The sequence below is a fragment of the Thermovirga sp. genome (genome assembly GCF_017656375.1).
Classification (GTDB): domain Bacteria; phylum Synergistota; class Synergistia; order Synergistales; family Thermovirgaceae; genus Thermovirga.
In genome coordinates this window covers 1-12,793 of record NZ_JACDOB010000029.1, presented here as the reverse complement: position 1 = coordinate 12,793, position 12,793 = coordinate 1, and the positions used below count along the sequence as shown (strand labels likewise).

Here is a 12,793-nt window from a genome sequence, read left to right as displayed (position 1 = left end):
GGCAAAACTTTCTTTATTACCCCCAAAAGCTCTGCACCTTTTACGGGTTTTACGATCCAACCTGTGGCACCATTCTTCCTTGCCTCATCTCTTTTCTCCTGCGCACTTTCTGTAGTCAGAGCCAAAATTGGGACAAAACGCAATCCCGGAAGCTTTCGCACGTTCTTTATCAACTCGAGCCCTCCCATCTTAGGCATGTTGATATCCGTAATGATCAGATCAGGTTTGGTGCCATCTTGAAGCATCTTCAACGCTTCCTCGCCATCACTGGCTTGTACAATCTCGAATCCACTATTGGTTAAGACAGTTTTCAGACTCATCCTAATGGTAGCCGAATCATCTACAACCATTATTTTCTTAACCATCACCATCACCCTTTTTCATATTTTTAAGTGCACGCTCCAACCAAACACATAGATCTTCTTTCAACGGCCAAGCTTTAATTGTAGGGTTAACAGCCATTAACACCTGCAAAGCCGCAGAATGGATATGTGTACACTCAGAAAGATCAATCTCAGCATCAGGAACCTTCAACAACAAATCTAAGAGTTCCTCTGCTTCCTCCACGCTTACTGTCCCTTGGAAAACGACCACTTTGCCATCTACCAAATTGATCATCCCAACAACTCCTTTACATTGAGAGCAATAACTATCGAACCATCCCCTAACAAGGCCGTTCCAAGATAAAGCCTCATATCCGCTAGAACACCTTTCATCGGCTTCAATATTACATCAGTAGTACCACGAAATGCGTCCACAATCACCGCAACTGGCTCTACCCCTCTTTTGACAACCAATACTGCATATTCGCCGTCATCATTCAATTTTTGCTCGGCCGATATCCCGAGCCTTTCGTTCAGCGAGACAAGGGGAAGCACACGCCCCCGCAATACTACAGCTCTTTGCCTCTTTATATAGTGAATATCTGAGGATTTTACACGAACTGTTTCTATCACATCATCCATCAATATCCCAAACAGTTGGTCATTAGATTCGACAATCATTATATTTGTAACAGCCAAGGAGAGCGGCAATAGCAAAGAAATCTTAGTCCCCTCGCCAACCTTACTCTCTATTTGCACGGAACCATTAAGCCTCTCTACAGCCGTGCGAACTACGTCCATTCCCACTCCTCTTCCTGAAAGCTCCGAAACCTTTTCTGCTGTCGAAAATCCAGGATGAAAAATTAAATCTATTGCTTCCTTATCCGTAATATGTTCAAGCTTATTCTCATCGATCAGGCCTCTCTCGTAGGCTTTCATCTTAACCGCTGCCGGATCTATCCCTCTACCGTCATCTTGTATCTCTATCAGCACCCTATCTTGCTGGTGGCTTACCTGAATTGTAATAGTTCCCACTTCTGGCTTACCGGAAGCCCTTCTGGCTTCGGGTGTCTCTATTCCATGATCCAAGCTATTACGAACTATATGGATCAAGGGATCTGCTAAAGATTCTATGATATTCTTATCCGCTGTGGTCTCCTCACCTTTCAACACTAGGTCCACTTTTTTGCCTAATTTGCGGGAAGTATCCCTGATCAACCGGGGAAACCTTTGAAAGATTACCGAAACAGGCATCATGCGAATCTGCATTATGGTGTCCCGCAATTCTTCGGTTATCCTGTTTATCACCGTATACTGCTGTTTGATCTGACGAGAAAGCTCCCTAATGCCATATTGAGATTCCGCTCGTTCTGCCAAATATGGAAAAGCGTTCTTGGAAACAGTCAACTCTCCCACCAGGTTCATCATTAAATCAACCTTTTCCTGATCCACTTTAAAACTTCTAGACAAAGCAAACTGCTGTTCAAAACCATCGTTTAGCGACGACTTCATTCCCTTGGCGTTAGCACCCTCTTCTACGGATGAATCCGACGTATTTACGTTAGAAGAGCGAATCTCCTCATCTAGAGAATTTTCCACATGGAAACCATCAAGCCAAGCTAACAACGGTTCACCAGTTTTAGCTTTAATGGACGCATCTAAAGCTTCTTCCAGCCCTTTGGATCCTATTCCCTTCGCATCGAAACATGCCCTCAAACTTGCTGCAACAGCCTTTAACCTTCCCTCAAACCAAGGGACATCATTTTTTAAAGACAAAATTTGCCTTTGGGCAGCCACTACGGAAGAAATAATCTTCTCATATTCCTCGGACACAACGGAAAACCTCGAACTAACTTCTGCACTCTCAGCATGATCTCGTTCTTCGCTCTCTTGGGAAGCTAAAACATTATCAGAGACCTCTAATTTGCTCCAATCCGGCATTTCACAAGTCTCCATAGCCTTGACAATAACGTTCAAAGCTGCAACATTATCCGGCTGCGTTTGCATTATCAGCCGTAACCACCTAAGAGCCGACGCAAACCAAAGATCTGGATTGGAAAGTTCCAGCAAACTCTCTACTGCTCTATCCAAAGAGACAAGATCGCCTTGCTCTATGTATTCCAAAGCATCATAAACAAAATCCTCATAAACAGGCCCTTCCTCAAGATCACCCTGAGGGATAACCAAAGCCAATGGCGGAATAGCCTCTATTTCCACCTGATCCAATACGTATTCGAAAAACTGTTCCAACTCTTCCCTTGTGGTAACAGCAAGAATTTTGAATCTCAGCACACAACGATATACATCCATTTCCACCAATTCGGGCCATGGTTCTCTGGCATCTACATGACCCCACATACAGCCAGGTGTCGTCATAGCTGTGTGAAAAGGATCATCACCAACAAAGAAACATCCCTCATCCGGGATATACGTTACTAAGAAAATTTCTTTTTCTCCCTTGCAAGCCTCACTATAAGCTTGCATCCTTATACATTCTGGAATCATAGCCAAGATAGAGATATCCCCTACCTTTATCCCAGTAACTTTATCTTCCAATATATCTTCTTTTTCAGCTTCTCTCTCAACAGGAATCTCTCGCCTCTTAAATTGGTTAAGGGCACCTATTAGATCCTCTACCTCTTCTTTATTCACAGAAACTTCATTGCCATTTGATGCCACCATTGTGCAAACATGGCTTACAAAATCCTTTACCTGCATAAGCGCGTCAACCAACTCAGCAGAATAACCTATCTCACCATCCCGCACTGCATCCATGACTTCTTCTGCGGCATGAAGCACTTTCGTCAAGTCAGGAAGATCAAACAGCCCACTGTTCCCCTTCAGCGTATGGATCGCTCTAAAAATTCCATTGACTATTTCCTCGCTCTCAGGGTCTTTTTCATAATCAATCAATTTATCCTCTATCTCCTGCAACAACTCATTAGACTCCGACAAAAATTGCTCCAACAGGGGATTCAAGCTATCACCTCCCCCAACAAAATATGAACAACTTTCAACAAATATTCTGGTTTTACGGGCTTCACCATGTAAAAATTTGCCCCCGATTCAAATGCCATATCTCTATCTTTAGCATCTGCTTCGGTACTAACCATAATAACCGGCACCTGAGGCAAATCGTTTTGACGCAGCTTCTGCACAAAACCATAGCCATCAAGCAACGGCATATTTATATCTACTATATATAGGTCAAACGATGACTGTATGGCCTTCTCCAAAGCCTCAAAGCCATTACTTGCCTCCTCAACTAAATAACCTCCACCCTCCAGAATCTGGCGGTGAAACATTCTCACTGTTAAAGCATCATCCACAATTAATATAGTTTTCCCCTTCTCCTTCCTCTTCATAGCTCCTCCAAAGGTTTCTGATAAATTATAGCCTCAGAAAATTTCCGTATCCTGTAAAGAGACGAGATACGGCTCATAGATTCAGAATGTCCAAGGAAAATAAATCCTCCAGGCTTAAGGGCATCGTAAAACGTTTCAGCTGCCAACCTACGTGATACGTCGTCAAAATAAATCAATAAATTTCTACAAAAAATAATATCAAAATCTCTATAAGACCTAGTCTCATTTGGATCACACAAGTTAACCCTGGTAAATCTAATCGATTGTCTAAGATCATCACATATTTGATAATAACCGTCAGCTGTGCGTGTAAAATATTTTCGCAAATACTTTTCCGGCACATACTGAACAGCACGCTTCGAATAAAGGCCTCTTTTCGCCTGATCTAAAACCTTTGTATCAATGTCAGATGAAATAAGTTCCACATCCCATTTATCTATTCCGTCCCATTTTTCCAATAAATATATGGCTATTGAATAAGGCTCCTCGCCTGCAGCAGATGGAATAATCCAAAATCTAATAGGTTTTGTATCCTTCTTACGGCTAACTATCTCCGGTAATGCCGACTTTACGAGACACTTGAATTGATACTCCTCCCTAAAAAAATAGCTTTCGTTTACTGTCATCACGTTAATCAGTTCCTGAAATTCCTTCATGCCTTCCGGCGAGCGCAGCAAATTATAATATTCACGGAAACTGGAACAACCAGAAGCCTCAATTCGTTCCACAAGCCTTTTGTCCACAAAGTAACGCTTGGACACATCAAACTTGATCCCTGTCTTTTTGTAAAACAGCTCTTTAAATTTGACAAAATCGTAATCAGTGATCACAACAGGCTTTACAACCATATCAAGAAGACCCTCGCTCAATCTATATTTTTCAACGCTATATCTGCTACATATTGAATGTAAGGCTCGTCTTTAAATCTCTCTTTAAGCTTTTCTATTGAACCTCTTGATTTATCCGTACCTATATTACATAACACCTCCAGCGCCACTGCACACACATTTACGTTCTGTTCACGATCAATCAAGTTAAGCAACCATTCCTCAATCTCAGGAAGATCAATGGAGTCCATAACATTTATCGCAAAAATACGAACATCAGGATCAGGGTCTTCCAACATTTTTTTCACATATGGCCCCACAGATGCTCCTATCTCTCTCAGTGCCTCTACAGCACCGTTTCGAAGCGAAACGTCCTCACTACGCAAAAGATCAACTAATCCGGAAATCGCAACGTCATCTTTAATTTGAATGAGCGACGAAAAGATAACCTCCCTTACAGACGCGCTCTCCTCGACTTCTAGCCGATCAAGAAGAGCCCTTGCGGCTTCCGGGTAACTTGCCAGATCCTTCGCTGCCCATCTTCTTTCCTTGGCACTAGAGCTGGAAAGCTGATTTATTAGGCCGGCAAAATCCCTCTTGCGGCTACGTTTTTCTATACCATCTGACTTGTTTTCCGTTTGTCGCTTAATTAAGCCCATCATCATCACCCTACTTTAACTTCTCGACCTATCCATATCTTCACCTGAGAAGCTATTTTTTCGGCCGGCAGTATCAACGTAGCACCGTCCTTTTCTATGAGCTCTTTAGGCATTCCAAAAACGATTGCTGACTCTTCCGATTCGGCAATCGTACGACCTCCACGCCTTTTAATCTCTGCAAAAGATTCTGCGCCATCATATCCCATGCCTGTTAACAACACCGCTATTACCTTTTTAGGATCACAATGCTCTAAAACACTCCATCCAAGCAAATCTACTGCTGGATGCCAAAGATATTTCGGGTTTTCAGGTTTTGGCACAGCCATTAACTTGCCAACTCGCCTGGTAACCACCATATCTGCTCCACCCTTGGCTAAATAAACAGCACCAGGCATTACCTCCATTGGCTTTGTAACCTCGATAACGTTCAAAGGACACAAGCCATCAAGGCGCTTTGCAAACGAACTAGTAAAAAGGGGCGGCATATGCTGTGCAACAAGTATGGGCCATGGAAAATCCGCCGGAAAAGATACCAGAATGTCTTCCAAGGTACGAGGACCACCGGTAGAGGCCCCTATCACGACAAGACCTTCCTCCGCATACTTTTGACGCCCAGACGAGATCTTGGCTGCTGTGCCTGCAGGCTTGGAGACAGATTTAGGGGCAAATTGGGTTGAAGCAGCACCCGCTCTTTCCTTCTTCCTCACCTTAGCTTTGACGACAGCCCTGACCTTACTAATCAACTCATCTTTTATTTCATCTATAGAAAGGGAAATTGTTCCACCGGGCTTGAGAACATAATCAACGGCACCCAAGTTCAGCGCTTCCAGGGTCACAAGCGCACCTTTTTCTGTGAGGGAAGAGACCATGATAACTGGAACCGGGCGCTCCGCCATAATGAGAGAAAGAGCCGTAATTCCGTCCATTCCCGGCATGTTTACATCCAAAGTTATGATATCAGGCTGAAAGTCAAGGTTTAACCTTACAGCTTCCTCTCCGTTTCGCGCTTGGCGTATCTCAAAATCTCCTTCTTGCTCGAACAACTCCGTCAACAAACGCCGCATTAACGCAGAGTCATCCACTATCAGCAACTTTATCATAGCCACCCCGCCTGTTCCTAAAATTTGCAATTAATTTTGTTTGTCAATCAACTCTGTTAACTCGGAAAACTCTCCGTCCTCCAGTAAATTCGCGACCTCTATGATCTGCATCATCCTGTTCTGCTTCTTAATATTAGCTATTCGCGGCAAGAGGTTGGATTGAGCCGCAAATAGCTTCGGCGTTGGCTCTATCTCATCCTTAGGGATACTTAAAACCTCAGTAACCGAATCCACTATAAATCCTGTACGAATCCCATTGATGAGAAAGACAATAATCCGTTGCCTATCAGAACGCTCTGAAACAGGCATACCAAGGCGTTTGCGCAAATCTATCACAGGTAAAACCATACCTCTCAGATTCGTCACGCCTTCAACATAAGATGGCGCTTTAGGCACAAAAGTCAAATCCTCAGGAACCCTCAATATTTCCTGCACGTTTTCTATGGGAACTCCAAATTCCTCTTTATCTAAGCAAAACACCACCATTTGTTCCTCGTTTATCATTTCGTCCTCATCTTCGTAGTCATCGCTTTCCTTCGGATTCATCTTTCCATCCATATCATTCATAGCGCCAAGGGCCTCCTTGACTTCAGATCTACTAAAGAGATTCTCCACAGAAACAATGGACACCAACCTCTTACCATCCTCCAATCTACAAATTCCCTTTATATCGTCGGTTGCATCGTCTCCCTTAGACAGCAGGCTCGGTATAGGTTCAATATCATCTCTGGCAACTCTCAGCACCTCGTTTACGAAATCGGTAACTATCCCAACAGATGCAGAACCAAGCGAAACTACTACTATGCGATTCTGTTCCGTGATCTCTTCCAAAGGCAAACCGAAAATCTGCCTCAAACTCACAATGGGCAAAAGACGATTCCGTAAGGTCACTATACCCAATTCGTGAGCCCTGGCATTAGGTATCCGAACTATGTTTTCAGGCACTTGCACGATTTCTTGAACATTTTGAATATCTATGCCGTATTCCTGACCCGCGATATTGAAGCTCACAAACTGAATCTCGTCGCTTTCTTCTTCTTCAATATCGCCTTGCCCCTCAGAAAAGCCAGGTTGCGAATCAGCGCTCACATCGCCACCAAAGGACAAGTCCGAAAATTGTTTGGAAATCAATTTTTCAAAATCCAAAACCATAGTTACTGAACGATCGCTAACCCCCATAAGAACACCAGATAACAGATCAACATCCACGGAAGTGCGAATTGTATCTATATCACCTATTTGTGATTCCTCTACGGCCACCACGCTTACCACCTTATCAACGACAAACCCTATAGGCTGACCTGTATTTATAACTATTGCCCTAGTTGCTTCATCGTATTCCCGCTCTTTCAACCCAAAGATACGCCTCAATGAAATAATGGGCAACACATCTCCTCTGAGATTGGCAAGCCCCACAAGAGATTCCGGTGCCAAGGGCACCTTCACTATAGATGGCACCCTTATAATTTCCTGAACTGGCGCCATGTCTACGGCAAAAGACTCTTCGCCTACGGAAAAGACTACGTACTGCCGGGCCTCAGCTTCATCAACATCTATTTCACTGGATTCAGATACTACATCCTCCCTCCAGGACCGACTCCCTTCAGTCATGGCAAAGACCTCCCTCATCTGCCACTCTGCAGCTCATCGGCAAGAGATGCTATCTCTTCAATGGCAGCAGCAAGCTCATCCGCACCTTGAGCTTGTTGTTTAGCAGCAGCAGCAGCTTCGGCGGTAGCTTGCTGTGCTTCCTGGGCCGCTGCAGCTATCTGTTCTACACCTTTTCTCACTTGGTCGATAGCAGTGGCTATTTGCTCTGCATCCGCTAAGATTTCCTTTGTCCCTTCTTCCACTCCAGTTATTTCCACGTCTATTCTCTTTAAGTCCTTAATTACCTCTTCCGTTTTCGCGACCTCACCACTAGCTTGATCTATAATCTCCTCCAAGTCTCCCTTAACAACCCCAATCTGATCTTGAACGGCCTTCACCAAATCTTTTATTTTGTCGGCATTCTCGGCCGATTCGTGAGCCAGATTGCGAATATCCGTCGATACCACGACAAACCCCTTTCCGTAAACACCCGCTCTCGCCGCTTCAATAGCTCCATTTACTGCTAGCATGTTGGTTTGTATCGATACTGTTGTTATAACTTCGACGATCTTATCTATCTTCCTCGATATAAGATCAAGGTCTTTGATTCTTTTTACGTTTTCTTTCGCACCTTCCAGTGAGGAGATCACTCCTTCAGCCAAACTTGTCACGTCACGTTCGTTTTCTTTAAGTAATTCTCTTATCTTAGCAATATTTTCCATTAACATCTTGGACCTCTCTAAGGCCATATCTAAACCCTTTTGTATCTGTTCAACCGCTGCTGCCAACTCTTCGGTGCTGGTAGCCTGAACTTCCGCCCCTCTATTGATCTGATCCAAGGCGGTCATAATCTGCTCGGATGATTGCCTAATCTCCTGCAATGTAGAAGATAGCTCTTCCGCTGCAGATGCAACATCTTCCGCACTCTTCGCTGTGTCTGTCGAACTTTTCAATTCCTCAGCAAGTTCGTTAAGGTTTTGTGCCACTTGTTCCGTCTCAGCTAGGGCCTTGGCCTGCTCCGATACAAATTTAGCGGCCTCTTCCACAGCAGAAGCCTGCTCCTCTGCAGCAGCAGCTATGTCTTCAGACCCCTTCAATGCTTGCTTGCTTGCGACTGCAGACTGCTCGGCTCCGGAAGCTATTTCCTGTATTCCCTTCACAATTTCCTCGGCATCGTTAAGTATCCTCTCGAGCTTTTCCTTAACATCTTTGCCTTTTTGAGCTTCTTCTTTGGACTGCTCTGCAGACGCGCTTATACCTCTAGCTACAGCGTTTACTTCATCTTGAATTTGTCGCACAAGTTCCTGAATTTCAACCGCACTCTTCTCAGATGTCTCGGCAAGAGTACGAACTTCATCGGCTACTACAGCAAAGCCCTTACCGTGTTTCCCGGCTCTCGCTGCCTCTATAGCCGCATTTAAGGCAAGCAAATTAGTTTGATCCGCTATGCGCCCAACGGTCTTCACTATTTCGCCTATATTTTCCGCTTGCTTCTCCAATTCTGAGACCTTTTCAACCGAAACTGCCTGGCGTTCTGCCGATTGAACTATATTGGCGACCATGTCGTTTATTTTCTGTCCTGTTTGCTCCAGGATATCCTGAGTCCTCTCTACCTTTGTCTGCCCCATCTCAGAGTTCTGTCTTTGCCTCTCCACGGCCTCAACGACCTGTTTAAATGCAGATAAAGATTCCTGAGCAGCACCGGATGCCTCCTCTGCTCCTGTTGCAACCTGGTTTATCGATTGTTTTAGCTCTTCCGCTGCAGAAGCAGCCTCCGTAACGCCCGAAGCCAACTGCGAGGATGCTGCCGCTATTCGTTCGGCAGCTTGCTGTTGCTTGGCCAACGTCCTAGCACGCTTACGCGCCAACTCCGCTTTCCGTGCAGCAGTTGCTGACACTTTCGGCATTTCCTCTCCACCTTCATTTACTCCAGACGGTTTTACAATAGCCATGACATCCCCTCCCAAACATGCCGTACTTTTATAATCGCATCCTAAATAAACATTACATCCTCTCAAAGGGTAATAGTCTCTTCTGCGCTAAACAGCGCAATCAATCTTGCCGTTTGGTTGCGTTCTAACTGTGCGCGATTGCAGGCATGCTGCATTAAAGTTCTTGAAAAAAACAGGCCGGAAGTATATGCTTTAAATTGTTATGGTCCCCAAGAATTAGCAAGTTTTACACTCTTCAAGATATTGGGATTAAACCCCAAAGGAGTGATCAGATATGATAACAATATTTGTCGCAGGCGCATCGGGCAACGTGGGCAGCACTATCATAAGGGCGATTCAAGAAAAAACAGATTTCAAACTGGTCGGGGGTTGGTGCAAAGAGACAGGTGAGGATTTAGGAACTCTTGCGGGAATCAAGCCGCTTGGAATTTTTGCGTCAGAAGACCTGAAAGAAGGGCTTAAAACTTCTAACCCCGATGTGGTAATAGATTTTACATCAACATCCATTCTTGAAAGCAACATGGGAATTTACCTTGATTTGGGCTTAGATACAGTCATAGGAACAACAGGACTCACCGAGGAACAGTTAGAATCATATGAAAGGAAAGTCATTGAAAAAGGCCTTCGTTGGGCAGTAATTCCAAACTACGGCCTTGGGATATATCTTGTAACCAAGTTCATAAAGACTGCCAGGAAATACTTTCCATTCATTACTATTACCGACAAACACACCCACAAGATGGCCAATGCCCCTAGCGGAACGGCTGCAAGCCTGGCCAAGGCAGCATCAGAGGGAGAAATGGGTCAAATAGAGAGCAAAGAGACCTATCCCGGTGTATTGGGAGGGAAAATAGAGGGCGTTCAGGTATTTTCCCAAAGGCTCCCTTGGCCTGGGCCATATTCGGGACACGAGATAACCTTAGCTCGGCCGGACGAGGTCATAAAGATTTCTGTCGAAGATTACACAAGCGATATATATATGGACGGCGTCTTTTTGACCGCCAAAAAAATAAAAAAATCCCCGAAGGGGATCTTTTTCAGAAGCCTTGAGGAAGTAATGGCAGGATAATAAGGGAAAGATCTACCGCAGGCATGCTATATGTGCCTGTGATAGATCAAATCTGTAACCTTTCTTCCTTTATAATTACCGTATCTTATTCCTGCGAGCTTATAGTTCTGCTTGATCCTGAAAGCAAGTGACGCAAAGTTGGGCACCGGATTTATGACCGTCTCGCCAAATAAATCATTGATGCCTTTGGCCTTTACGTCCCTTATCAACCGGGTATATAACAAAGATCCGATTCCCTTACCTGTTAAGCTTGAGCGTATAGCCGTCTTTCCCACTAACACAAAATTTTTCGTTTTCTCACCGTAGTCGAAATCTGGATCCCAAACTATCTCATCCAACCAGGTGGGGTCTATTTCTAACAGCTTATCCTTCGGATATGCCATAAGAAACCCCAGGATTCTACCTTCCCTTTTAGCTACATAAAAATGATCTAATTCCTCAGCTGCTTTGGCAAACATATTTTTATAATACTCAGGATCCGAGAGATAATCGTCTATCAAAAAACCTTTATATGGATCCTTGATCGCTGTACCTACCGAACATGCAACCTCGTAAATCTGGTTCACATCTTCAATTTTTACCCTATGTACGGTTGCAAACTCAGGTTGCCTATTGTTTTTAATACTGAATGAACGTTTTCTTTCCACCTTACTAGGCGCCATAACACCTTTTTCTATCATGCATTCATCCCTCCTCGACTCATCTGAGAATACAAAACACGACAATCGCAACCTTTTTTGTTGCGACAATTGAAGCTTAATCATTGTCACACAGGAATAACGCCAAAGTGAGGGATAAACCCTCTTTCCACGCTTACGAGGTTAGCTGACGGGTTCGGACCGAAAGAGGATAGCCCTACCCACTGACGTGGGATTCACCCCTAAAAATTGGGTCCCCCGCTTCCTATGAACGGAATTAAGCGTGTCCTACAAACAATGAAAAATATCTGGCTAGGTTTCGCAGATAAAAGTGTACAAATAGCTAGTATATTATAGTACATTCGCCTACAGTAGGCAACATTTTGATTTATTATCACCATTAAGAACAATATTTTTGGAAATCCCTGCTACACGTTATTGGATTTGAGAAGCAATTTATAGCGTTTGAAGTAGCCCGAATGGGTCTCCCTTATTATCCAGCTTGTTATTCCTGGAAGGCGTCCTGCGAAGAAAACAGCTCTGCCTACTTCTTTTGTAAAACCCAAATCAAGGAGAAGAGCGCCACTCACTCCATCGATGTTACCATTTATTCCTTTTAGCCTTCGTAAGGTCTCTTCCATTTTCAGGAAAAGCTCCAAATGAGACCTTTTAGGCAAGGATTTTCCTAGGTTTACTAATGGTCTCACTCGAGGATCCCTTGAGTGATATCTATGCCCAAAACCAGGAATTTTTTTGTGATTAGCCAAAAATTCTAAAACGATATCTTCCGCTTGGGCATTAGACTCTACAGCCTTTTGAAACAACTCCATAGCCCTTTCTATTGCCCCGGCATGATGCTCCCCAAACGCCAATAACCCTGCTGCCAGAGCACAGTGGATACCAGAGCCTGCTGAAGCAACAAGTCTAGCAGCTTGCGTGCTTGGAGGGGTGCTGCCGTGATCCGCCATGGCACACAATATAGCATTAAAGATTCTAATCTCAATAGGCTCTGGAGCCCTCCCCTGTATAAGCCTAAACCATACATCTGCCTGAGATGCTCTTTCTATCCACTGATCTATAGCTTCCCCATCTAATACTATTCTATTTGGGCGAACCTCCACAGGTTCAAAAGTCTTTACCACCACTCTCCGTCCCTCCCAAGGTGCTCAATTTCTACTTCCCTTGTTTCTGTACCTGAACTACACGGCTTGGTCTTAGAGGTTATTTCTACTTTTTTCAATTTCAACTCCAACACCCATTCCTCGTTTAT

General features: G+C 44.2%; 12 protein-coding genes and 1 riboswitch. Of the genes, 1 reads left to right on the top strand and 11 read right to left on the bottom strand.

Features of this window, described 5'->3' with window-relative positions; genetic code table 11:
- The 9 genes from H0Z23_RS07400 to H0Z23_RS07360 form a co-directional block, all read right to left on the bottom strand.
- The coding region (locus H0Z23_RS07400; RefSeq protein ID WP_296868717.1) for a response regulator at positions 1-365 on the bottom strand (365 nt) is incomplete at its 3' end.
- Entirely contained in the window at positions 358-618 is a 261-nt protein-coding gene (locus H0Z23_RS07395; RefSeq protein ID WP_296868715.1) for a hypothetical protein, read from the bottom strand. The genes H0Z23_RS07400 and H0Z23_RS07395, both read right to left, overlap by 8 nt.
- A complete protein-coding gene (locus tag H0Z23_RS07390; RefSeq protein ID WP_296868714.1) occupies positions 615-3,302 on the bottom strand; it encodes a chemotaxis protein CheA in 2,688 nt (895 codons plus the stop codon). Before H0Z23_RS07390 ends, H0Z23_RS07395 begins: the two co-directional genes overlap by 4 nt.
- Complete coding sequence (locus tag H0Z23_RS07385) at positions 3,299-3,688, bottom strand: response regulator (RefSeq protein ID WP_296868712.1); 390 nt, start codon at positions 3,686-3,688, stop codon at positions 3,299-3,301. The genes H0Z23_RS07390 and H0Z23_RS07385 overlap by 4 nt, the downstream gene beginning before the upstream one ends.
- Positions 3,685-4,557: a protein-glutamate O-methyltransferase CheR gene (locus tag H0Z23_RS07380; protein WP_296868710.1), complete on the bottom strand. Its 873-nt coding sequence runs from the start codon at positions 4,555-4,557 to the stop codon at positions 3,685-3,687. Before H0Z23_RS07380 ends, H0Z23_RS07385 begins: the two co-directional genes overlap by 4 nt.
- Complete coding sequence (locus tag H0Z23_RS07375; protein WP_296868708.1) at positions 4,554-5,180, bottom strand: HEAT repeat domain-containing protein; 627 nt, start codon at positions 5,178-5,180, stop codon at positions 4,554-4,556. The genes H0Z23_RS07380 and H0Z23_RS07375 overlap by 4 nt, the downstream gene beginning before the upstream one ends.
- Positions 5,180-6,274, bottom strand: a complete 1,095-nt coding sequence (gene cheB, locus H0Z23_RS07370) for a chemotaxis-specific protein-glutamate methyltransferase CheB (protein WP_296868706.1) — start codon at positions 6,272-6,274, stop codon at positions 5,180-5,182. Before cheB ends, H0Z23_RS07375 begins: the two co-directional genes overlap by 1 nt.
- A 30-nt stretch (positions 6,275-6,304) precedes the next feature.
- Positions 6,305-7,885 (bottom strand): chemotaxis protein CheW, encoded by a 1,581-nt coding sequence (locus H0Z23_RS07365; RefSeq protein WP_296868704.1) that lies wholly within the window; start codon positions 7,883-7,885, stop codon positions 6,305-6,307.
- Between the two features lie 14 nt (positions 7,886-7,899).
- Positions 7,900-9,816 (bottom strand): methyl-accepting chemotaxis protein, encoded by a 1,917-nt coding sequence (locus H0Z23_RS07360; protein ID WP_296868702.1) that lies wholly within the window; start codon positions 9,814-9,816, stop codon positions 7,900-7,902.
- 274 nt (positions 9,817-10,090) lie between these two features.
- Between H0Z23_RS07360 and dapB the strand changes: the two genes are divergently transcribed.
- Complete coding sequence (gene dapB, locus H0Z23_RS07355) at positions 10,091-10,885, top strand: 4-hydroxy-tetrahydrodipicolinate reductase (protein WP_296868700.1); 795 nt, start codon at positions 10,091-10,093, stop codon at positions 10,883-10,885.
- A gap of 26 nt (positions 10,886-10,911) precedes the next feature.
- Here the strand turns inward: dapB and H0Z23_RS07350 are convergent, their stop codons facing one another.
- Positions 10,912-11,565, bottom strand: a complete 654-nt coding sequence (locus tag H0Z23_RS07350; RefSeq protein WP_296868698.1) for a GNAT family N-acetyltransferase — start codon at positions 11,563-11,565, stop codon at positions 10,912-10,914.
- A 114-nt stretch (positions 11,566-11,679) separates the two neighbouring features.
- A riboswitch (cyclic di-AMP (ydaO/yuaA leader) is annotated at positions 11,680-11,817 on the bottom strand.
- Between the two features lie 134 nt (positions 11,818-11,951).
- Complete coding sequence (locus tag H0Z23_RS07345; RefSeq protein WP_296868697.1) at positions 11,952-12,668, bottom strand: citrate/2-methylcitrate synthase; 717 nt, start codon at positions 12,666-12,668, stop codon at positions 11,952-11,954.
- Between the last annotated feature and the right edge of the window lie 125 nt (positions 12,669-12,793).